Source organism: Escherichia albertii, assembly GCF_028622335.1.
GTDB classification, from domain to species: domain Bacteria; phylum Pseudomonadota; class Gammaproteobacteria; order Enterobacterales; family Enterobacteriaceae; genus Escherichia; species Escherichia albertii.
Window position 1 is genome coordinate 2,314,985 of record NZ_CP117568.1, and the last position, 22,905, is coordinate 2,337,889.

Annotated in this window: 22 protein-coding genes; 8 read left to right on the top strand and 14 right to left on the bottom strand. The window is 52.8% G+C overall.

Annotated features, from left to right (window positions below):
* Nucleotides 1-41 precede the first annotated feature (41 nt).
* The 4 genes from lpoA to dolP are packed head-to-tail and all read left to right on the top strand — an operon-like array spanning nt 42 to nt 3,623.
* The gene (lpoA, locus tag PS053_RS11195) at nt 42-2,075 is read left to right on the top strand and encodes a penicillin-binding protein activator LpoA (RefSeq protein WP_113623096.1); all 2,034 of its coding nucleotides are present in this window, start codon (nt 42-44) and stop codon (nt 2,073-2,075) included.
* Nucleotides 2,033-2,428, top strand: coding sequence for a YraN family protein (locus tag PS053_RS11200; RefSeq protein ID WP_059218172.1), 396 nt, complete (start codon nt 2,033-2,035; stop codon nt 2,426-2,428). The genes lpoA and PS053_RS11200 overlap by 43 nt, the downstream gene beginning before the upstream one ends.
* 19 nt (nt 2,429-2,447) lie before the next feature.
* Nucleotides 2,448-3,038, top strand: coding sequence for a DnaA initiator-associating protein DiaA (gene diaA, locus PS053_RS11205; RefSeq protein WP_001158034.1), 591 nt, complete (start codon nt 2,448-2,450; stop codon nt 3,036-3,038).
* 9 nt (nt 3,039-3,047) lie between these two features.
* Nucleotides 3,048-3,623, top strand: coding sequence for a division/outer membrane stress-associated lipid-binding lipoprotein (gene dolP / locus PS053_RS11210; protein ID WP_000643277.1), 576 nt, complete (start codon nt 3,048-3,050; stop codon nt 3,621-3,623).
* A gap of 278 nt (nt 3,624-3,901) precedes the next feature.
* Here the strand turns inward: dolP and PS053_RS11215 are convergent, their stop codons facing one another.
* Both PS053_RS11215 and PS053_RS11220 read right to left on the bottom strand, forming a co-directional pair.
* On the bottom strand, nt 3,902-4,537 hold the full coding sequence (locus tag PS053_RS11215; RefSeq protein WP_000084523.1) for an NAD(P)H-binding protein: 636 nt from the start codon (nt 4,535-4,537) through the stop codon (nt 3,902-3,904).
* 42 nt (nt 4,538-4,579) lie between these two features.
* A complete protein-coding gene (locus tag PS053_RS11220) occupies nt 4,580-5,002 on the bottom strand; it encodes a YhbP family protein (RefSeq protein ID WP_256878805.1) in 423 nt (140 codons plus the stop codon).
* Between the two features lie 49 nt (nt 5,003-5,051).
* On the opposite strand from PS053_RS11220, the gene yhbQ reads away from it, so the two are divergent.
* Nucleotides 5,052-5,354: a DNA damage response exodeoxyribonuclease YhbQ gene (yhbQ, locus tag PS053_RS11225; protein WP_010338903.1), complete on the top strand. Its 303-nt coding sequence runs from the start codon at nt 5,052-5,054 to the stop codon at nt 5,352-5,354.
* Here the strand turns inward: yhbQ and PS053_RS11230 are convergent.
* Together PS053_RS11230 and ubiT are read right to left on the bottom strand one after the other, a co-directional pair.
* Nucleotides 5,341-5,844: a GNAT family N-acetyltransferase gene (locus PS053_RS11230; RefSeq protein WP_000908549.1), complete on the bottom strand. Its 504-nt coding sequence runs from the start codon at nt 5,842-5,844 to the stop codon at nt 5,341-5,343. The two genes, yhbQ and PS053_RS11230, sit on opposite strands and share 14 nt — an antisense overlap.
* Nucleotides 5,838-6,362: a ubiquinone anaerobic biosynthesis accessory factor UbiT gene (gene ubiT / locus PS053_RS11235; protein ID WP_010341736.1), complete on the bottom strand. Its 525-nt coding sequence runs from the start codon at nt 6,360-6,362 to the stop codon at nt 5,838-5,840. Before ubiT ends, PS053_RS11230 begins: the two co-directional genes overlap by 7 nt.
* A gap of 208 nt (nt 6,363-6,570) precedes the next feature.
* Here ubiT and ubiU point away from each other — a divergent pair, with 208 nt between their 5' ends.
* The 3 genes from ubiU to PS053_RS11250 all read left to right on the top strand — a co-directional run bounded on the left by ubiU (nt 6,571) and on the right by PS053_RS11250 (nt 9,812).
* A complete protein-coding gene (gene ubiU, locus PS053_RS11240) occupies nt 6,571-7,566 on the top strand; it encodes a ubiquinone anaerobic biosynthesis protein UbiU (RefSeq protein ID WP_000421305.1) in 996 nt (331 codons plus the stop codon).
* Between the two features lie 8 nt (nt 7,567-7,574).
* On the top strand, nt 7,575-8,453 hold the full coding sequence (locus PS053_RS11245) for a U32 family peptidase (RefSeq protein ID WP_024165327.1): 879 nt from the start codon (nt 7,575-7,577) through the stop codon (nt 8,451-8,453).
* A gap of 351 nt (nt 8,454-8,804) precedes the next feature.
* On the top strand, nt 8,805-9,812 hold the full coding sequence (locus tag PS053_RS11250) for a luciferase-like monooxygenase (protein ID WP_273774911.1): 1,008 nt from the start codon (nt 8,805-8,807) through the stop codon (nt 9,810-9,812).
* Nucleotides 9,813-9,932: 120 nt separating this feature from the next.
* On the opposite strand, the gene mtr is transcribed toward PS053_RS11250, so the two are convergent.
* The 10 genes from mtr to nusA form a co-directional block, all read right to left on the bottom strand.
* A complete protein-coding gene (gene mtr / locus PS053_RS11255; RefSeq protein WP_256878804.1) occupies nt 9,933-11,177 on the bottom strand; it encodes a tryptophan permease in 1,245 nt (414 codons plus the stop codon).
* A 153-nt stretch (nt 11,178-11,330) separates the two neighbouring features.
* On the bottom strand, nt 11,331-13,214 hold the full coding sequence (gene deaD, locus PS053_RS11260; protein WP_025238258.1) for an ATP-dependent RNA helicase DeaD: 1,884 nt from the start codon (nt 13,212-13,214) through the stop codon (nt 11,331-11,333).
* The gene (gene yrbN / locus PS053_RS11265; protein ID WP_010723222.1) at nt 13,207-13,287 is read right to left on the bottom strand and encodes a protein YrbN; all 81 of its coding nucleotides are present in this window, start codon (nt 13,285-13,287) and stop codon (nt 13,207-13,209) included. Before yrbN ends, deaD begins: the two co-directional genes overlap by 8 nt.
* Before the next feature lie 106 nt (nt 13,288-13,393).
* Entirely contained in the window at nt 13,394-14,278 is an 885-nt protein-coding gene (gene nlpI / locus PS053_RS11270) for a lipoprotein NlpI (RefSeq protein ID WP_000802066.1), read from the bottom strand.
* Between the two features lie 108 nt (nt 14,279-14,386).
* Nucleotides 14,387-16,522, bottom strand: coding sequence for a polyribonucleotide nucleotidyltransferase (pnp, locus tag PS053_RS11275; RefSeq protein WP_256878803.1), 2,136 nt, complete (start codon nt 16,520-16,522; stop codon nt 14,387-14,389).
* 246 nt (nt 16,523-16,768) lie between these two features.
* Nucleotides 16,769-17,038, bottom strand: a complete 270-nt coding sequence (gene rpsO / locus PS053_RS11280) for a 30S ribosomal protein S15 (protein ID WP_000059466.1) — start codon at nt 17,036-17,038, stop codon at nt 16,769-16,771.
* Nucleotides 17,039-17,187: 149 nt separating this feature from the next.
* Nucleotides 17,188-18,132 (bottom strand): tRNA pseudouridine(55) synthase TruB, encoded by a 945-nt coding sequence (gene truB / locus PS053_RS11285; protein ID WP_059227565.1) that lies wholly within the window; start codon nt 18,130-18,132, stop codon nt 17,188-17,190.
* Nucleotides 18,132-18,533: a 30S ribosome-binding factor RbfA gene (rbfA, locus tag PS053_RS11290; protein ID WP_001040202.1), complete on the bottom strand. Its 402-nt coding sequence runs from the start codon at nt 18,531-18,533 to the stop codon at nt 18,132-18,134. The genes truB and rbfA overlap by 1 nt, the downstream gene beginning before the upstream one ends.
* A gap of 162 nt (nt 18,534-18,695) precedes the next feature.
* Nucleotides 18,696-21,368: a translation initiation factor IF-2 gene (infB, locus tag PS053_RS11295; RefSeq protein WP_256878802.1), complete on the bottom strand. Its 2,673-nt coding sequence runs from the start codon at nt 21,366-21,368 to the stop codon at nt 18,696-18,698.
* Nucleotides 21,369-21,392: 24 nt separating this feature from the next.
* Complete coding sequence (gene nusA / locus PS053_RS11300) at nt 21,393-22,880, bottom strand: transcription termination factor NusA (RefSeq protein ID WP_001031048.1); 1,488 nt, start codon at nt 22,878-22,880, stop codon at nt 21,393-21,395.
* Between the last annotated feature and the right edge of the window lie 25 nt (nt 22,881-22,905).

The window sequence follows — 22,905 nt, forward strand, 5'->3', positions numbered from 1 at the left end:
AATATTGAGCATTGCGTAAAAAAAATATCACTGGATACACTATGGTACCCTCAACATTTTCTCGTTTGAAAGCCGCGCGTTGTCTGCCTGTTGTTTTGGCAGCCCTGATTTTCGCCGGTTGTGGCACCCATACCCCCGATCAGTCCACTGCCTATATGCAGGGGACGGCACAGGCAGATTCTGCCTTTTACCTGCAACAGATGCAGCAAAGCTCTGATGATACCAGGATCAACTGGCAATTACTTGCCATTCGTGCACTGGTGAAAGAAGGTAAAACCGGACAGGCGGTGGAGTTGTTCAACCAACTACCGCAAGAACTGAACGATACCCAGCGTCGCGAGCAGTCATTGCTGGCCGTAGAAATTAAACTGGCGCAGAAAGATTTTACTGGCGCGCAAACCTTGCTGGCGAAAATCACACCTGCCGATTTAGAACAAAACCAGCAGGCCCGCTACTGGCAGGCGAAAATCGACGCCAGCCAGGGCCGTCCTTCCCTTGATTTACTGCGCGCGTTAATTGCTCAGGAACCACTGCTCGGCGCGAAAGAAAAACAGCAGAATATCGACGCCACATGGCAGGCACTCTCCTCCATGACCCAGGATCAAGCGAACACGCTGGTGATCAATGCCGATGAAAATATCCTGCAAGGCTGGCTGGATCTACAGCGTGTCTGGTTTGATAACCGTAACGATCCCGACATGATGAAAGCCGGCATTGCCGACTGGCAGAAACGTTATCCGAACAACCCGGGCGCGAAAATGTTGCCAACACAGTTGGTAAACGTAAAAGCGTTTAAACCTGCGTCAACCAATAAAATCGCCCTGCTATTGCCGTTGAATGGTCAGGCCGCGGTATTTGGTCGCACTATTCAGCAAGGCTTTGAAGCGGCGAAAAATCTTGGTACTCAGCCTGTCGCGGCTCAGGTAGCCGCTGCGCCTGCCACGGACGTAGCAGAACAACCTCAGCCGCAAACCGTGGATGGCGTTGCCAGCCCGGCGCAAGCTTCAGTTAGCGATCTGACGGGTGAAGAAACTACGCCCCAACCCGCGCCAGTTAGCGCTCCGTCGGCAACCACTGCGGCAATAAGCGCGCCAGCGAATCCGTCTGCAGAACTGAAAATCTACGATACCTCATCACAACCGCTTAGCCAGATCCTCAATCAGGTTCAGCAGGATGGCGCAAGCATTGTGGTCGGTCCGCTGCTGAAAAATAACGTTGAAGAGTTGCTGAAGAGCAACACTCCGCTGAACGTGCTGGCGCTGAATCAGCCGGAAAATGTCGAAAACCGCGCTAATATCTGTTACTTCGCGCTGTCGCCGGAAGATGAAGCCCGCGATGCAGCGCGCCATATTCATGACCAGGGCAAACAAGCGCCGCTGGTGCTGATCCCGCGGAGTTCACTGGGCGATCGCGTGGCAAATGCGTTTGCACAAGAGTGGCAGAAACTGGGCGGCGGCACCGTTCTGCAACAAAAATTTGGATCCACCAGCGAATTACGCGCGGGTGTTAACGGCGGTTCTGGTATCGCTTTAACAGGTAGTCCAATTGCCACCAGCACCTCCGCTGATACAGGAACAACAAGTAATCCGTCACTGCAAACCACACCAACCAGTGATCAATTCACCAATAACGGCGGTCGAGTGGACGCGGTGTATATCGTCGCGACACCGAGCGAGATCGCCTTTATCAAGCCGATGATCGCCATGCGTAACGGTAGCCAGAGCGGCGCAACGTTATACGCCAGTTCTCGTAGCGCGCAAGGCACCGCAGGCCCGGATTTCCGTCTGGAAATGGAAGGCTTGCAGTACAGTGAAATCCCCATGCTGGCGGGTAACAATCTGCCATTAATGCAGCAGGCGCTCAGTGCCGTGAACAATGACTATTCGCTGGCTCGGATGTATGCAATGGGCGTCGATGCCTGGTCACTGGCAAATCATTTCTCGCAAATGCGCCAGGTTCAGGGTTTTGAAATCAACGGTAATACCGGAAGCCTGACGGCTAGCCCGGATTGCGTGATTAACAGGAAGTTATCATGGCTACAGTACCAACAGGGTCAGGTAGTTCCCGCCAGTTAACGACTAAGCAGACCGGTGATGCGTGGGAATCCTCCGCGCGTCGCTGGCTGGAAGGCAATGGACTGCGGTTTGTCGCCGCCAACGTGAATGAGCGTGGCGGCGAAATTGATCTGATAATGCGTGAAGGCCAGACAATCGTTTTTGTCGAGGTGCGTTATCGCCGCTCTGCTTTCTACGGCGGCGCGGCTGCCAGTGTGACCCGTAGCAAACAACACAAATTATTACAGACTGCCCGCTTGTGGCTCGCGCGTCATAATGGGAGTTTTGATACTGTGGATTGTCGGTTCGATGTGTTAGCCTTCACCGGGAATGAAGTTGAGTGGATTAAGGACGCCTTTAATGACCACTCATAATTAAGGTTTAAGGATTAGCGTGCAAGAAAGAATCAAAGCTTGCTTCACTGAAAGCATTCAAACTCAAATTGCGGCGGCAGAGGCACTACCGGATGCGATCTCCCGTGCAGCCATGACGCTGGTTCAGTCTCTGCTCAATGGCAACAAAATTCTCTGTTGTGGTAATGGAACCTCCGCTGCCAACGCACAGCATTTTGCTGCCAGCATGATCAACCGCTTCGAAACGGAGCGACCTAGCTTACCCGCCATTGCACTAAATACGGATAATGTTGTCTTAACGGCGATTGCCAACGATCGCTTACATGATGAAGTGTATGCAAAACAAGTTCGGGCGCTGGGACATGCGGGTGATGTGCTGCTAGCCATTTCTACTCGTGGTAATAGTCGCGATATTGTTAAAGCTGTTGAAGCTGCCGTTACACGTGATATGACCATTGTGGCACTAACCGGCTATGACGGCGGTGAACTGGCGGGGCTGTTAGGGCCACAGGACGTGGAAATCCGCATTCCCTCGCATCGTAGCGCTCGCATTCAGGAAATGCATATGCTGACGGTAAATTGCCTGTGCGATCTGATCGATAACACGCTTTTCCCTCACCAGGATGATTAAGGAGAACACATGAAGGCATTTTCGCCAATCGCAGTCCTTATTTCCGCGCTGCTATTGCAAGGGTGCGTTGCTGCCGCTGTGGTAGGTACTGCTGCTGTCGGCACCAAAGCAGCGACCGATCCTCGCAGTGTCGGCACTCAGGTGGACGACGGTACCCTGGAAGTGCGCGTTAACCGCGCATTGTCGAAGGACGAACAGATTAAGAAAGAAGCGCGCATTAATGTCACGGCGTATCAGGGTAAAGTTCTGCTGGTTGGGCAGTCGCCAAACTCTGAGCTTTCGGCTCGTGCGAAACAGATTGCCATGGGCGTAGACGGCGCAACCGAAGTGTATAACGAGATCCGCCAGGGTCAACCAATTGGTCTGGGCGAAGCTTCTAACGATACCTGGATCACCACCAAAGTGCGTTCGCAACTGTTGGCCAGCGACCTGGTGAAATCGTCTAACGTGAAAGTCACCACCGAAAACGGCGAAGTGTTCCTGATGGGGCTGGTGACTGAACGCGAAGCAAAAGCGGCGGCCGATATTGCCAGCCGGGTGAGCGGCGTGAAGCGGGTAACCACGGCGTTTACGTTTATTAAATAACCCTCCTTATCATGCCTGATAAGACGCTTACCACGTCTTATCAGGCCTACAACGGCGCCAACCACAGGTCGGATAAGGCGTTCACGCCGTATCCGGCTGCCGTTGCCTGATGCGACGCTTGCCGCGTCTTATCAGGCCTACAACGGCGCCAACCACAGGTCGAATAAGGCGTTCAAGCCGCATCCGACATGTTTTTCTTCAGGTCAGAATAACAGCGCCAGACTGCCGACAATCACACCTGCTCCCCTGAAGGCGTAAATATGATGCTCACTATCAATTTATTCAGCTCTTTTGCGTAATTCTGAAGAAGTTAAAATAGTCACGCCTTCATGCTCGGGCCGCATCGCCTCTGCCAGCATCACCCGCGCCACGTCTCTCGCATCAATGGATTTCCAGTTACCTGGCAGCAAACGGAACAACGGCGCAAATAAAGTTTCGTTCATCCGCTGCTTGCTGCGATCTCCCAGCAACATCGACGGACGGGCAATGGTCAGCTTCGGCCAGTTCTGGGCAATTAACGCTTCTTCCATCTCCCCTTTGACGCGGTTATAGAAAAACGGCGAATGGGCATTTGCCCCCATGGCGCTGACCACCAGCATATGCTGCGCGCCCAGTCGTCGCCCGGTTAAGGCGGTGTCCACCACCAGCGTGTAATCGGCATGAATAAACGCCTCTTTGCTACCTGCCTCCCGCCGCGTGGTACCGAGACAACAAAACACAATGTCGATCGGATCGGTGACTTGCGCCAGCGCATCGGTTAATTGCGGATCGTGTGGGTTATAGACTCCTGGCATATCTGCCAGCGGGCGTCTGGTCGGCGCGGCAATAGCATTAACTTTCGGTTCGTTAATCAACATACGCAGCAGATGACCGCCCACCAGCCCCGTTGCGCCTGTAATTAAAACCTGACTCATATTGCCTCCAGCCCTGTATGTACACTCATGTTTAACTATAGGTTACCGTTGCCAAACCAGTTTTTTACCAAAACCCAGTGTGTTGTCGGTGAATTTGATTTCATCGAGGCGGATTTCCCAAACTGGAGCTAACAGCATTCTGGCAACCGGAAAGCGACGATTATACGCCTGACGCGCGAAGTCGCCTTCTTCGCCTTCCAGTCGACGAATCTCCCCTTTAAACTGCACGCCACGGATTAATGCCACCGTTTTCGGCTGACCATTTACCGTTCCGGCAACATGAGCTTGTGGGCCGCTCATCTGCGCATGACGCGTTTTTTCTTCTGTCAGAATGTAGAATGCGACTTTCTGCGCATCAAAAAGATAAAAGGCATTAGCGCACCAGAGTTCCCCGTCCTGCTGCACGCACCAGGTAACAACATGTTGTTTTGCCAGCCAACGGCTGATGGCGGTGAGTGTTTCCATTTCTGTTCTCTTTTATACTGTTGTCTGAACTTAACATGTGATGCATACAATGACACCCTGGTTCCTTTACTTGATCCGCACCGCTGACAATAAGCTTTATACCGGGATAACCACGGATGTTGAACGCCGCTATCAGCAGCATCAAAGCGGTAAAGGAGCAAAAGCACTGCGCGGGAAAGGAGAACTGACACTGGCGTTTTCCGCACTGGTTGGCGACCGTTCGCTGGCGCTACGGGCGGAATATCGCGTCAAACAACTGACCAAACGGCAGAAAGAGCGTCTGGTCGCAGAAGGAACAGGGTTTGCAGAGCTGTTAAACCGTCTACAAACCCCGGAGATTAAAAGCGATTGAAGTGATCGTGATACTCAACCAGGCCGGTTACGCCATTCAGCGCATCATCCGCTAAACGATGTACCAGGAAGGCGCTTTCAGTGCCCGGCCAGCGGCAACGCAGATCGTGATGCGCCGCCAGTTCAAAGCCAAAACGACTGTACAGCGCCGGATCGCCCAGCGTCACCACTGCGGCATAGCCGAACTCATTAAGCGAATCGAGTCCTTCATAGACCAGTTGACGCGCCAGCCCTTGCCCGCGGTATTTTTCATCTACCGCCAGTGGCGCCATACCGACCCATTGCAGGTCTTCGCCCTGCACATCAACCGGACTAAATGCCACATAGCCAATGACCTGACCTTCATCATCCGTCGCTACCAGTCCCAGCGTCAGAAAGCCATCTTCACGCAGATCGTGAACCAGCTTTGCTTCCGCATCGCTTTCGAATGAACGACGCAGCAGGGCATCAATACCCGGCGCATCAATGGGAATTTCTACTCGAATTAGCATGGTTCACCTACCGATGTCTGTTTGGTTTCAGGCGTGGTTTTCATTCCCGCCTCAACAAAATCTGCCAGTTGCAGTAGCATCATACGTAACGCTTTCGGCATTTGCTCCAGTTCAATGGCGTCCATCAGGTTTTTCACATATAACCCCAGCTCCGTATCACCCTCGATCACCAGCCGGCGCTGGAAGAAGAGTGTATCTGGATCCTGTTTACGCGCTGCAATCATCAGCAGATCGCTGGCATCGGCACTAAAACTCACATCAGCTTGTGCGTTCTGGCTGACGACCAGTTTGCCGTTCACCACCGAGGTGTACCATTGCAGGTCAATATCACGCACATGAATACTTAACCAACGACCTTCAAGGAACTCCAGCTCGCCATCGTCCAGCGCCTGGCGGAATTGCCAGCTTAAAACTTGCTCAAGAACCTGGCGTTTAAGCGCAAAGGGCGTCAGTTTTACCGGTACACTCAACAGAGATGGTCCCAAATGCACAATGCGGGAACGCAGTTTATCCAACACGAGTTTTACTCCCTGTTTCAACAATCGTCCTATTTTGCCATATCAGAAAAATAACATAGCGGTATAAATCAACAATTCCATATGAAATTGCTGCTACCACCAATACAACTTTAACTGCCTTAAATCAAAAATTGTCGCAGCAAGGTTAACTAAAATCCCAGTTCGTTAACATTTTTGCGCTTTGACAGCGCAACCTTCAGGAAAAATTATGGAGCTGCTCTGCCCTGCCGGAAATCTCCCGGCGCTTAAGGCGGCCATCGAAAACGGCGCAGATGCTGTTTATATCGGGCTAAAAGATGATACCAATGCCCGTCACTTCGCCGGCCTTAACTTTACCGAAAAAAAATTGCAGGAAGCGGTGAGTTTTGTCCATCAACATCGCCGCAAACTTCACATCGCAATTAACACTTTTGCGCACCCGGACGGCTACGCCCGCTGGCAGCGCGCCGTGGATATGGCGGCGCAACTGGGTGCCGACGCGTTGATCCTTGCCGATCTCGCCATGCTGGAATACGCCGCCGAGCGTTACCCACATATTGAACGTCACGTATCGGTGCAGGCTTCAGCGACCAATGAAGAGGCGATTAACTTTTATCATCGCCATTTTGACGTTGCCCGCGTGGTGCTGCCGCGCGTGTTGTCGATTCATCAGGTGAAACAACTGGCGCGAGTTACCCCTGTTCCACTGGAAGTGTTTGCTTTCGGCAGCCTGTGCATTATGTCGGAGGGCCGTTGCTATCTGTCGTCATATCTGACGGGTGAGTCACCCAACACCGTGGGCGCGTGTTCCCCAGCTCGTTTCGTTCGCTGGCAACAAACGCCACAGGGACTGGAATCTCGCCTGAACGAAGTACTGATCGACCGTTATCAGGACGGCGAGAACGCAGGTTATCCGACGTTGTGTAAAGGGCGTTATCTGGTGGACGGCGAGCGCTATCACGCGCTGGAAGAACCCACCAGTCTCAATACCCTTGAGCTACTGCCGGAGTTAATGGCGGCGAATATCGCTTCGGTGAAAATTGAAGGCCGTCAGCGTAGCCCGGCGTATGTCAGCCAGGTAGCGAAAGTCTGGCGTCAGGCTATCGATCGTTGTAAGGCCGATCCGCAAAACTTCGTACCACAAAGTGCGTGGATGGAGACGCTCGGGTCGATGTCCGAAGGCACGCAAACCACCCTTGGCGCGTATCACCGTAAATGGCAGTGAGAAAAGCAATGAAATATTCCTTAGGGCCGGTACTGTGGTACTGGCCAAAAGAGACGCTGGAAGAATTTTATCAGCAGGCCGCCGCCAGCAGCGCCGACGTGATTTATCTCGGTGAAGCGGTATGCAGCAAGCGCCGGGCAACCAAAGTTGGCGACTGGCTGGAGATGGCAAAATCACTCGCCGGGAGTGGCAAGCAGATAGTGCTCTCCACGCTGGCGCTGGTGCAGGCGTCCTCCGAACTGGGCGAACTGAAACGCTATGTAGAGAACGGCGAGTTTCTGATTGAAGCCAGCGATCTCGGCGTGGTGAATATGTGCGCTGAGCGCAAATTGCCGTTCGTCGCCGGGCACGCGCTGAACTGCTATAACGCGGTGACGCTGAAAATATTACTCAAACAGGGCATGATGCGCTGGTGTATGCCGGTGGAGCTTTCCCGCGACTGGCTGGTGAATCTGCTTAATCAGTGCGATGAACTGGGCATTCGCAACCAGTTTGAAGTGGAAGTCCTGAGCTACGGTCATCTGCCGCTGGCCTACTCCGCCCGCTGCTTTACGGCACGTTCGGAAGACCGCCCGAAAGATGAGTGTGAAACCTGCTGCATTAAGTATCCGAACGGGCGCAACGTGCTGTCGCAGGAGAATCAGCAGGTGTTTGTACTCAATGGCATTCAGACCATGAGCGGCTACGTTTACAATCTCGGTAACGATCTGGCATCAATGCAGGGGCTGGTTGATGTGGTCCGCCTGTCACCGCAGGGGACTGACACTTTCGCGATGCTCGACGCCTTCCGCGCTAATGAAAATGGTGCGGCACCACTCCCGTTGACGGCAAACAGCGACTGTAACGGCTACTGGCGGCGGCTGGCGGGGCTGGAGCTGCAAGCCTAAGCAAATATGCTCGTCATACTTCGAGTTGCATGTGCTGCGTCTGCGGGTTATTCGGCCCATCCATGGGCCTCACCCCTTACGGGGCCGCTGCAAGCAGCGTTCAAATCCGCTCCATGCGAATTTGTCGTTCACCCCAGTCACTTACTTATGTAAGCTCCTGGGGATTCACTCTCTTGTCGCGTTACTCGGCCTGAGGCCTCGCCCTTTCAGGGCCAACGCAAGCGTTGTTCAAAACGCCACTGCCGTTTTGTCCTGCAACTCGAATTATTTAGAGCATAGCTCACTTTGTTAACAACTTTAACTACCCTTTAATGCAGTATTAAAGATTAATCGGTAACAAAGTGAGCTGTTATGACTGATAAAACCATTGCGTTTTCGCTACTCGATCTGGCCCCCATCCCCGAAGGTTCTTCAGCGCGGGAAGCGTTCTCTCACTCTCTCGATCTTGCCCGTCTGGCTGAAAAGCGCGGCTATCATCGCTACTGGCTGGCGGAACACCACAATATGACCGGCATTGCCAGTGCTGCAACGTCGGTGTTGATTGGCTATCTGGCGGCGAATACTACCACGCTGCACCTGGGTTCTGGCGGCGTGATGTTGCCGAACCATTCGCCACTGGTGATTGCCGAGCAGTTCGGCACGCTCAATACTCTCTATCCGGGGCGAATCGATTTAGGGCTGGGTCGCGCGCCGGGTAGCGATCAGCGAACAATGATGGCGCTACGTCGTCATATGAGCGGAGATATTGATAATTTCCCCCGCGATGTCGCAGAGTTGGTGGACTGGTTTGACGCCCGCGATCCCAATCCGCATGTGCGCCCGGTACCGGGCTATGGCGAGAAAATCCCGGTGTGGTTGTTAGGCTCCAGCCTTTACAGCGCGCAACTGGCGGCGCAGCTTGGTCTGCCGTTTGCGTTTGCCTCACACTTCGCGCCGGATATGTTGCTCCAGGCGCTGCGTCTTTACCGTAGCAACTTCAAACCGTCGGCACGGCTGGAAAAACCGTACGCGATGGTGTGCATCAATATCATCGCCGCCGACAGCAACCGCGACGCTGAGTTTCTTTTTACCTCGATGCAGCAAGCCTTTGTGAAGCTGCGCCGCGGAGAAACCGGGCAACTGCCGCCGCCGATTCAGAATATGGATCAGTTCTGGTCACCGTCCGAGCAGTATGGCGTACAGCAGGCACGGAGTATGTCGCTGGTGGGCGATAAAGCGAAAGTGCGTCATGGTTTGCAGTCGATCCTGCGCGAAACCGACGCCGATGAGATTATGGTTAACGGGCAAATTTTCGATCACCAGGCGCGCCTGCATTCGTTTGAACTGGCAATGGACGTGAAGGAAGAGCTGTTGGGGTAGTGTATTTTATTTTGTCTGATGCAGCGGGAAGCCTTATCCGACCCGCCCAATGTAGGCCTGATAAGCGAAGCGCATCAGGCATTGTACAGGCAGTAGAAATGTCGGATAAGGTACAGTTGATTACTGATACACCGGCAGCAAATTAAAACTCGACAGGATGTGCACCTGTGCGTTGCCAACGCCAAACAGCAGAATCAGGGCAATCATCGGCTTGCCGCCCCAGACACGGAATTTAGGGCTACCAAAGCGTTTACGCGATGCGCGGGCCAGCAGCGCCGGAACAATTGCCGCCCAGATGGTAGCGGCTAATCCCGCATAGCCAATGGCATACAGGAACCCATTCGGGAACAGCAGGCCGCCAACGACGGGCGGTGCAAAGGTCAACAGTGCCGTTTTAAAGCGCCCCATTGCCGAATCATCAAAGCCAAACAGATCCGCCAGATAGTCGAACAGACCCAGCGTTACGCCGAGGAACGAACTCGCCACTGCAAAGTTTGAGAACACGACCAGCAGAAGGTCCAGACTACGGCTGTTCAGCACGCCGCTCAACGCCTGTACCAGCACATCAATATTGCCGCCTTTCTCCGCAATACCGATAAACTCCGGGCGAGGAATATTCCCCATTGTTGCCAGCAACCAGATGGTATACAGCGCCAGCGCCATTAACGTACCGTACACCAGACATTTCACGATAGTTTTCGGATCCTTGCCGTAATATTTCATCAGGCTCGGAACGTTGCCGTGATAGCCAAACGATGCCAGACAAAACGGCAGTGTCATCAACAGATACGGCGCGTAAGACGCATTGCTTTCCGCGACGTTGAACAATGTCGCAGGCTGTACATGCCCCAGCAGGCTACCGAAAGTGAGGAAGAAGGTAATGACTTTCGCCCCCAGCACAATCGCCGTCATGCGGCTGACGGCTTTGGTGCTTAACCACACCACAAACGCTACCAGCAGTGCAAAACCAAAACCTGCCGCCCGTGCCGGGACGTTGAGCGACATCTCCGAGAAAGTGTGATGAAGAATCGAACCACTGGCGGAAATATAGGCGTAAGTCAGGATATAGAGCACAAAGGCAATGGAAATGCCGTTGACTACGTTCCAGCCTTTGCCCAGTAAATCTTTGGTAATGGTGTCAAAGCTCGAACCGATTCGGTAATTCAGGTTAGCTTCCAGGATCATCAAGCCGGAATGCAGCATACAAAACCAGGTGAAGATCAGCGCCGCCATCGACCAGAAGAACCACGCACCGGACATGACCACTGGCAGAGAAAACATCCCTGCGCCAATAATGGTGCCGCCGATAATCACCACGCCGCCAAGCAGCGACGGTGACGTTTGGGTGGTGGTTAGTGTTGCCATGAGGGCTTCTCTCCAGTGAAAAATAGTGCGACTGCGTTGTTATGTGTTGCACTGTACCAGTACGCGAGTACAAAAAACAGAAAAAAAACCCCGATTGTTAGAATCGGGGCTGTATATTTTACTTTACGTCAGGTAATAGCGATTTAGTGTGAATTACGCATCGCCACCGAAACGACGGCGACCGGTAGAGTCATCACGACGCGGTGCGCGGCCTTCACGACGTTCGCCGCTGAAACGACGACCATCACCACGACCCCCTTCACGGCGTTCACCGCTGAAATTACGACCGCCCTCACGACGCTCACCACCGAAGCCACGACCACCGCCACGACGTTCAGTATGCGGCTGTGCATCACCCAACAGTTGCATGTTCATTGGTTTGTTAAGAATGCGAGTACGGGTAAAGTGTTGCAGCACTTCACCTGGCATCCCCTTCGGCAGTTCGATAGTGGAGTGAGAAGCAAACAGCTTGATGTTACCGATATAACGGCTGCTAATATCGCCTTCGTTGGCAATTGCACCAACGATATGACGAACTTCAACGCCATCATCACGGCCCACTTCAATGCGGTAAAGCTGCATTTCACCAACATCGCGACGTTCACGACGCGGACGATCTTCACGGTCGCCACGCGGGCCACGGTCATTACGATCGCGCGGACCACGGTCATCACGGTCACGGAATTCACGACGCGGACGCATCGGCGCATCTGGCGGCACGATCAGAGTACGTTCACCCTGTGCCATTTTCAGCAGTGCGGCTGCCAGAGTTTCGAGATCCAACTCTTCACCTTCCGCAGTCGGCTGAATTTTGCTCAACAGTGCACGGTATTGATCCAGATCGCTACTTTCCAGTTGCTGCTGTACTTTGGCAGCAAATTTTTCCAGACGGCGTTTGCTCAGCAGTTCTGCGTTAGGCAGTTCGACTTCTGGAATGGTCAGCTTCATGGTGCGTTCGATGTTGCGCAGCAGACGACGCTCGCGGTTTTCAACGAACAGCAGCGCACGACCCGCACGACCCGCACGACCGGTACGACCGATACGGTGAACGTAAGACTCGGAATCCATCGGGATATCGTAGTTAACCACCAGGCTGATACGCTCAACGTCCAGGCCACGGGCCGCAACGTCGGTGGCGATCAGGATGTCCAGACGACCATCTTTCAGACGTTCCAGAGTCTGCTCACGCAGCGCCTGGTTCATATCACCGTTCAGCGCGGCGCTGTTATAGCCGTTACGTTCCAGGGCTTCAGCCACTTCCAGAGTCGCGTTTTTGGTACGAACGAAAATAATCGCCGCATCAAAATCTTCCGCTTCCAGGAAACGCACCAGCGCTTCATTTTTACGCATACCCCAGACAGTCCAGTAGCTCTGGCTGATGTCAGGACGGGTCGTCACGCTGGACTGAATACGCACTTCCTGCGGCTCTTTCATAAAGCGACGGGTAATGCGACGGATCGCTTCCGGCATGGTTGCAGAGAACAGAGCGGTCTGATGACCTTCCGGGATCTGCGCCATAATGGTTTCCACGTCTTCGATGAAGCCCATACGCAGCATTTCATCAGCTTCATCCAGAACCAGACCGCTCAGTTTAGAGAGGTCCAGAGTGCCACGTTTCAGGTGGTCCAGCAGACGGCCTGGAGTACCGACAACGATCTGCGGCCCCTGACGCAGGGCACGTAATTGCACGTCATAACGCTGGCCGCCGTACAGAGCAACCACGTTTACGCCGCGCATGTGTTTAGAGAAATCCGTCATTGCTTCAGCAACCTGTACCGCCAGTTCGCGGGTCGGTGCCAACACCAGAATCTGTGGCGCTTTCAGCTCAGGATCAAGATTTTGCAGCAAAGGTAAGGAGAATGCTGCAGTTTTTCCGCTCCCCGTCTGGGCCATACCCAGAACGTCGCGGCCATTCAGCAGATGTGGAATACACTCCGCCTGAATTGGAGATGGTTTTTCGTAACCCAGATCGTTAAGGGCTTCAAGGATAGGAGCCTTCAGGCCCAGATCTGCAAAAGTGGTTTCGAATTCAGCCATGTAGTACGTGTGCCTCAAAATTAATGGCGGCCAGTCTACATAACTCATCATGAAATTGATCAGCAATTTTCATTGAAAAGTGTGAACCGGCTCAAAGTAGGTGTATTAACGAACAACAACGCCCTCACCCGTTAAGGTGATGGCAATCAAAAAAGATTACGGGCTGATGTGTACGTCAGCTATTGCTGGTCCGATTCTGCCAGGTCATCTTGGTCCTGGCCCAGGAGCGATAATTCCAACAATGCGTATCGGTGCTCAACAAAGTTATGAACGTTGTTGGCAACCGCCAGTTTGAACAGTGCCGCAGCGCTGTCCAAATCCCCCAGACTTAGGTAGTACTTACCTAAATAGAAGTTGGTTTCACTGAGATGCTCAGCGAGCGAGGTGTTATCCGTTGCGTCCGCCTTGAGCCTTTCCATTAACGTTTGTTCGCTAATGTTGCCCAGGTAGAACTCGACAATGTTCCATCCCCACTGTTCCTTGTCCGATTTTTCGAAGTGTTGCTTCAACACTTCTTTAGCCTGCTTCTCATCGAGCTTCTGCTCGGCAAGATAAAGCCACAGACTACGGAAAGGATCATTGGGATCGTCTTGATAAAACGCCAGCAGATCATCTTGCGCTAACCTGGCACGACCGCCGTAATATAATGCGATCCCGCGATTCAAGTGCGCGTAGTTGTAAGTTGGATCAAGCTCAAGTACAGAATCAAACGCTTCATAGGCAGCATCAAAATTGCCTGCCTGCGTTAAATATATGCCCAAGTAATTGAATACTTCAGGCATATCCGGTCGGATTGCCAGCGCCTGCGAAAAATCGTTACGCGCTAATGCCCTCAGACCGAGACTATCATACAACACTCCGCGCTCATATAAAAGCTGTGCGCGTTCGTCATCGGTTAAAGCCCGACTGGCAAGGATCTGTTCCATACGTGCCAGAATCACTTCCTGCTGTAAAGTCGGTTGCAATGGTACTGCGAGGACTTCACTTTTACGCCAGGAAATATTACTGCATCCTGCAAGCGTAAGTGCTGTCGCAACGAAACACCAGCGCAAAAAAGGCTTCATTTCCCACTCCCGAAGACCACGGTTGAATGAACGTCCTGTTCCCGGTTGCTAACAAGGCGTCCAGCCCGGTTAAAAGCCCCCCACCGCAGCGGAGGGCAAATGGCAACCTTACTCGCCCTGTTCAGCAACCGGAGCTTCCGGTGCCGCAGCAGGTTGAGACTGCTCAGTCGCTTCTTTAATGCTCAGACGGATACGGCCCTGGCGATCAACTTCCAGAACTTTAACCGGTACTTCCTGATTCATCTGCAGGTAATCGGTCACTTTCTCAACACGTTTGTCGGCGATTTGAGAAATGTGTACCAGACCTTCTTTACCGCCGCCGATGGCAACAAATGCGCCAAAGTCAACGATACGGGTCACTTTACCATTGTAGACGCGGCCCACTTCGATTTCCGCAGTGATCTCTTCGATACGACGAATCGCGTGTTTCGCTTTTTCGCCGTCGGTCGCTGCAATCTTCACAGTACCATCATCTTCGATTTCGATAGTGGTGCCCGTTTCTTCGGTCAGGGCGCGGATAACAGAACCGCCTTTACCGATAACGTCTTTGATCTTGTCCGGGTTGATCTTAATGGTATGGATACGCGGAGCAAACTCAGAGATATCGCCGCGCGGCGCGTTGATCGCCTGTTCCATTACGCCCAGGATATGCAGACGCGCACCTTTAGCCTGGTTCAGCGCAACCTGCATGATCTCTTTGGTGATGCCTTCAATTTTGATATCCATCTGCAATGCAGAGATACCGTCGCGAGAACCCGCAACTTTGAAGTCCATATCGCCCAGGTGATCTTCGTCGCCCAGAATGTCAGACAGTACAACGTAGTTATCGCCTTCTTTCACCAGGCCCATTGCGATACCCGCAACAGCAGCTTTGATCGGCACACCTGCGTCCATCAGCGCCAGAGACGCGCCGCACACAGAAGCCATAGAAGAAGAACCGTTGGATTCGGTAATTTCAGACACTACACGTACGGTGTACGGGAATTTGTCCATATCCGGCATGACGGCCAGCACACCGCGTTTCGCCAGACGACCGTGACCAATTTCACGACGCTTCGGAGAACCGACCATGCCGGTTTCACCTACGGAGTACGGAGGGAAGTTGTAGTGGAACAGGAAGGTGTCGGTACGTTCGCCCATCAGTTCATCAAGAACCTGTGCGTCACGTGCAGTACCCAGCGTTGCGGTAACCAGTGCCTGCGTTTCACCACGGGTGAACAGCGCAGAACCGTGAGTACGCGGCAGCACGCCAGTGCGCACATCCAGACCACGGATCATGTCTTTTTCACGACCATCGATACGCGGTTCGCCTGCCAGTACGCGGCTACGAACAACTTTTTTCTCAATGGCGTGCAAAATTTCACCCAGTTCGTTTTCGTCCAGGGTTTCGTCTTCAGCAAGCAGCGTCGCAATGGTTTCAGATTTGATGACATCAACCTGTGCATAGCGCTCTTGTTTATCGGTGATACGGTAAGCATCGCTCAGGCGAGCTTCAGCCAGTGCAGCAACGCGCGCGTTCAGCGCTTCGTTTACCGGCTCTGGCTGCCAATCCCAACGCGGTTTACCCGCTTCTTTCACCAGTTCATTGATGTTCTGAATAACAACCTGCTGTTGTTCATGACCGAACACAACCGCACCCAGCATCTGGTCTTCGCTCAGCAGTTCAGCTTCAGATTCAACCATCAGCACAGCGGCTCCAGTACCGGCAACAACCAGGTCCAGTTTGCTCTCTTTCAGCTCGTCCTGAGTCGGGTTCAGTACATACTGGTCATTGATGTAACCTACGCGGGCAGCACCAATCGGACCATTGAACGGAATACCAGACAGAGACAGCGCCGCAGAAGCGCCAATCATCGCAACGATATCCGGGTTAACCTGCGGGTTAACAGAAACCACGGTGGCGATAACCTGAACTTCGTTGACGAAGCCTTCCGGGAACAGCGGGCGAATCGGGCGGTCAATCAGACGCGCAATCAGCGTTTCGCCTTCGCTTGGGCGGCCTTCACGACGGAAGAAGCTACCCGGGATACGACCAGCAGCGTAGGTACGCTCCTGATAGTTAACGGTCAGAGGGAAGAAGTCCTGACCTGGTTTGGCTTTTTTCTGGCCGACAACGGTAACAAATACAGCGGTGTCATCCATGCTAACCATAACAGCGGCAGTAGCCTGACGAGCCATCATGCCGGTTTCCAGAGTGACGGTATGTTGGCCGTACTGGAATTTACGAACGATCGGATTAAGCAATGTAATATCCTTTCTCTTTCTTAGACAGTACCTTACGGCACTGGTGTTAATACCCGATCTTCTGCGCATCCTCGCGACTAATGACAACCCTAACCCAGCCAGATGTGGGTAAAGCCTCTCATTAGCCGCGCGAACCTCTGCAACGGAAGATCATTCATAGCAACAATACATTAGTTTCCAGTGAATTGCTGCCGTCAGCTTGAAAAAAGGGGCCACTCAGGCCCCCTTTTCTGAAACTCGCAAGAATTAGCGACGCAGACCCAGGCGCTCGATGAGCTGGGTGTAACGCGCTACGTCTTTACGTTTCAGGTAGTCGAGCAGTTTACGACGCTGAGAAACCATGCGCAGCAGACCACGACGGCTGTGGTGATCTTTTTTGTGCTCTGCAAAGTGGCCCTGCAGGTGGTTGATCTGTGCAGTCAGCAGTGCTACCTGAACTTCGGTAGAACCAGTGTCGTTTGCGTCACGACCAAACTCAGAAACGATTTTAGCTGTTGCTTCAGTACTTAGAGACATTTTAAAACTCCAAAGTATATAAGAATGAAAGGACGCCGATCTCTAATTCAGCGATCCCAGTGTACGTTACGTAAAGTGTTAAACGATCTACGCGACGTTAAGCGGCAGTATTCTACTCGTAGCGACTTGTTATCGCAAGACGGTTAATATTACGCCGGGTATTCAACCACCAGGCGACGAGGCGCGACGCGGCCTTCATCGTCAATTTCGCCCATACCGATAAACTTGCCATTCTCACCTTCTGTAACGCGAACCAGTCCTTCCAGCGGCGCACCAGATGTACGAACCGGGTTACCATTTTTGAAGTAAACAGAAGACGTTAGCGGAAGATTAACCACCGGGTAGTCCGAAGCCGGACTGTCCATTGGCATCAGTAAAGAATCAAGTAACTCCGCAGCAGGAATATCTTGCCGTTCGGCTTGCTCAACCAGTTCACGCAGATGTTCCAGAGTCACCATCCGTTCAACCGGATATTTACTCACCGCCAGACGACGCAGGTAAATCACATGCGCGCCACAGCCAAGTTTTTCGCCCAGATCATCAATGATAGTGCGAATATAAGTACCCTTTGAGCAGTGAATTTCCAGCTCCAGTTCATTGCCTTCATGGCGAATAAACAGCAACTCATAGACGGTAATCGGGCGTGCTTCACGCGGGACTTCAATACCCTGACGCGCGTATTCGTACAGTTTTTTGCCCTGATATTTCAGCGCTGAATACATCGAAGGGATCTGTTCGATGTCACCACGGAAGGTATCCAGCGCTGCAGCCAGTTGCTCTGCACTAAAGGTTACCGGACGCTCTTCAACGATTTGCCCGTCTGCGTCAGAAGTATCGGTACGCTGCCCAAGACGCGCAATCACCCGGTAGCGTTTGTCGGAATCCAGCAGATATTGGGAAAATTTCGTCGCTTCCCCGAGGCAAATCGGCAGCATGCCCGTCGCCAGCGGGTCCAGCGCGCCAGTGTGCCCGGCACGATTGGCGTTATAAATCCGTTTTACTTTTTGCAACGCATCGTTGCTGGACATACCTTGCGGTTTATCCAGCAACAAAACGCCGTTAATGTCGCGACCGCGACGACGAGGACGACTCATTAGTCCTCCTTGCTGTCGTCCGGGTTAACACGACGTTCTTCGTCATGTTTGACCACGCTGGTTACCAGGTTTGACATACGCATCCCTTCAACCAGTGAGTTATCGTAGAAGAAGGTCAGTTCCGGCACGATACGCAAGCGCATGGCTTTGCCAAGCAGACTGCGGATGAAACCAGAGGCTTCCTGCAACGCTTTGATGCCCGCTTTAACCGCGTCTTCATCTTTGTCGTTGAGGAAAGTCACATACACTTTGGCATAGGCCAGGTCACGAGACATTTCGACACCGGAAACGGTGGTCATCATCCCCAGACGAGGGTCTTTAATTTCACGTTGCAGGATGATAGCGATCTCTTTTTGCATTTCCTGCGCTACGCGCTGTGGGCGACCAAATTCTTTCGCCATAATAAATTCTCCTGACAAAAAAGGGGCCATAAGCCCCTTTTAAAATTAATCTCAGGTGGAAGGGCTGCTCACGTTGGCCTGATAAGACGCTCCAGCGTCGCATCAGGCAACGGCTGCCGGATGGGGCGTAAACGCCTTATCCGGCCTACAACCCAGACAACCTTAAGCGATGGTACGCTGAATCTCGATGATTTCGAATACTTCGATCACATCGCCAGTGCGCACGTCGTTGTAGTTCTTAACGCCGATACCACATTCCATGCCGTTACGGACTTCGTTAACGTCATCTTTGAAGCGGCGCAGGGACTCCAGCTCGCCTTCGTAGATAACCACGTTGTCGCGCAGAACGCGGATCGGGTTATGACGTTTAACCACACCTTCAGTAACCATACAACCTGCAATGGCGCCGAATTTCGGTGATTTGAACACGTCACGAACTTCCGCCAGACCGATGATTTCTTGTTTCAGTTCTGGAGAAAGCATACCGCTCATCGCCGCTTTCACTTCATCGATCAGATTATAGATGACGGAGTAGTAACGCAGATCCAGACTTTCGGACTCAATAACTTTACGCGCAGATGCATCAGCACGTACGTTAAAGCCAACCAGAATCGCGTTGGACGCTGCTGCCAGGGTTGCATCGGTTTCGGTGATACCCCCGACGCCAGAACCGATGATCTTAACTTTCACTTCGTCAGTAGACAGTTTCAGCAAGGAATCGGAAATCGCTTCCACAGAACCCTGAACGTCAGCCTTCAGCACGATGTTCACTTCGTGAACTTCACCTTCGGTCATGTTGGCGAACATGTTCTCAAGTTTAGATTTCTGCTGACGCGCCAGTTTAACTTCGCGGAATTTACCCTGACGATACAGCGCAACTTCACGTGCTTTCTTCTCGTCACGAACAACGGTCACTTCATCACCTGCAGCCGGAACACCGGACAAGCCCAGGATTTCCACCGGAATGGACGGACCTGCTTCCAGCACTTCCTGACCCAGTTCGTTACGCATTGCACGAACACGGCCGTATTCGAAACCACACAGAACGATGTCGCCTTTATGCAGCGTACCTTCACGTACCAGAACGGTGGCAACCGGACCACGACCTTTATCAAGGAAGGATTCGATAACCGCGCCGCTCGCCATACCTTTACGTACCGCTTTCAGTTCCAGCACTTCAGCCTGCAGCAGGATAGCATCCAGCAGTTCATCAATACCGGTACCCGCTTTCGCAGACACGTGTACGAACTGGCTTTCACCGCCCCACTCTTCCGGCAGGATACCGTACTGGGAGAGTTCGTTCTTAACGCGATCTGGATCGGCTTCTGGTTTGTCGATCTTGTTCACTGCCACCACCACCGGAACCTGTGCAGCTTTCGCATGCTGGATTGCTTCGATGGTCTGCGGCATTACGCCGTCATCCGCAGCGACAACCAGGACGACGATGTCCGTTGCCTGCGCACCACGTGCACGCATTGACGTAAATGCGGCGTGCCCCGGGGTGTCCAGGAAGGTGATCATGCCATTTTCAGTTTCAACGTGGTATGCACCGATGTGCTGGGTAATGCCGCCCGCTTCGCCAGAAGCCACTTTCGTTGAACGAATATAGTCCAGCAGAGAGGTTTTACCGTGGTCAACGTGACCCATGATGGTCACAACCGGTGCGCGCGGCTCAGCCGCAGCCCCCGTGTCACGGTCGCTCATTACCGCTTCTTCCAGCTCGTTTTCACGACGCAGGATAACTTTGTGGCCCATCTCTTCAGCAACCAGTTGTGCGGTTTCCTGGTCGATGACCTGATTGATGGTTGCCATTGCGCCCAGCTTCATCATCACTTTGATGACCTGAGAGCCTTTAACCGCCATCTTGTTCGCCAGTTCGCCAACGGTGATGGTTTCGCCGATCACAACGTCACGGTTAACGGCTTGAGCAGGCTTCTGGAAGCTTTGCTGCAGCGAAGAACCTTTACGTTTTCCGCCTTTACCGCCACGTACTGCTGCGCGAGCTTCTTCACGATCAGCTTTTGATTCAGCGTGTTTGTTGCCTTTCTTAGGACGCGCAGCTTTCGCGTTACGACCACGGCCACGACCGCCTTCGACTTCACGATCGCTTTCATCTTCTGCCTGGCGGGCATGTTGAGAAGTAGTAACGTGATAATCGCTGGAATCTTCAGTCGGTTCTGCGTTATCAGTCCATTTGTTTTCTTCCGCCATACGACGTGCTTCTTCAGCAACACGACGTGCTTCTTCTTCGAGTTTACGACGCGCTTCTTCTTCGGCTTTACGCTTGAGCTCTGCAGCTTCCAGCTCACGGCGGGCTTTTTCAGCCTGGGCGGTTTTAGTCATATCGTCTTGTTGATTGCTCACTTTGTCTTTTTCCGCAGCTTCACGTTTCGTTTGTTCAGCGGCTTCACGTTTAGCTTGTTCTGCGGCCTCACGTTCAGCTTTTTGTTGCGCTTCGCGTTTGGCCAATTCTTCTGCCTCACGACGGGCTTGCTCTTCCGCTTCACGCTGCGCCTGCTCTTCCGCAGCAAGGCGCTCAGCCTCTTGCGGATCGCGTTTCACAAAGGTGCGTTTCTTGCGGACTTCGATTTGTACCGATTTACTTTTTCCACCGGTACCTGGAATGTTAAGGGTGCTGCGTGTTTTACGCTGCAGCGTCAATTTATCCGGCCCCGAATTTTTCTGATTCAGGTGGTCAATTAAAGTCTGTTTCTCTTGCGCGGACACAGAGTCGTCAGCAGACTTCTGGATACCTGCATCAGCAAATTGCTGTACCAGGCGTTCCACGGAGGTCTGTCGCTCTGCGGCCAGCGTTTTAACGGTTACATCTGTCATGCTGTTCCTTCCTGCTACAGTTTATTACGCTTCGTCACCGAACCAGCAAATATTACGGGCAGCCATAATCAGTGCTCCGGCTTTTTCGTCGGTCAACCCTTCGATATCAGCCAGATCATCAATGCCCTGTTCGGCGAGATCTTCCAGCGTACAAACGCCACGGGCGGCCAGTTTGAATGCCAAATCACGATCCATCCCTTCAAGGTTCAGCAGATCGTCAGCCGGTTTATTATCGCCGAGGCTTTCTTCCTGGGCCTGTGCAATGGTGGCCAGTGCATTTTTAGCACGCTCGCGCAGTGCTTCAACAGTCGGCTCATCAAGGCCTTCAATTTCCAGCAGCTCTTTCATCGGCACATAGGCCAGTTCTTCCAGCGTCGAGAAGCCTTCTTCTACCAGAACAGTAGCGAAGTCTTCGTCAATGTCGAGATAACGGGTGAAGGTGTCGATTGCTGCGTGCGCTTCCGCCTGATGTTTAGCCTGCAGGTCGTCAACGGTCATTACGTTGAGTTCCCAACCGCTCAGTTGCGAAGCCAGACGCACGTTCTGACCGTTACGGCCAATTGCCTGCGCCAGGTTACCGGCTTCAACGGCGATATCCATGGTGTGTTTATCTTCATCCACCACGATAGAAGCAACGTCTGCCGGTGCCATCGCGTTGATCACGAACTGCGCCGGGTTATCATCCCACAGGACGATATCGATACGCTCACCGCCCAGTTCAGTAGAAACCGCCTGAACACGCGCGCCACGCATACCTACACAAGCCCCTACCGGATCGATACGTTTATCGTTGGTTTTCACCGCGATTTTTGCACGAGAACCCGGATCGCGAGCCGCTGCTTTAATTTCAATCACTTCTTCGCCGATTTCCGGCACTTCAATACGGAACAGTTCGATCAGCATTTCCGGTTTGGAACGAGTCACGAACAGTTGCGCGCCACGCGCTTCCGGGCGAACGGAATAGAGCACGCCACGAACACGGTCACCAGGGCGGAAGTTTTCACGCGGCAGCATATCTTCACGCAGGATCACAGCTTCAGCGTTGTTGCCCAGATCCAGAGAGATGTTGTCGCGGTTTACTTTTTTCACCACGCCGGTGATGATTTCACCTTCGTGTTCACGGAACTGATCAACCACCATAGCACGTTCAGCTTCACGTACTTTCTGCACGATAACCTGTTTTGCCGTCTGGGTGGTGATACGGTCAAAGGTGACAGATTCAATCTGATCTTCAACATAATCGCCCAGGTTCAGGCTTTCATCTTCAAAGCGTGCGGCTTCAAGAGTGATTTCTTTAGTCGGCTGTGTGACTTCATCAACAACCAGCCAGCGGCGGAAAGTGTCAAAATCACCGCTTTTGCGATCGATCTGTACACGGACGTCGATCTCTTGTTCATATTTTTTCTTGGTTGCTGTAGCCAGAGCGCTTTCCAACGCTTCGAAAATTTTCTCGCGAGGCAGCGCCTTTTCATTGGAGACGGCTTCAACTACAGCCAAAATTTCTTTGTTCATCGCGGGCTTTTCACCTCATCCAGAC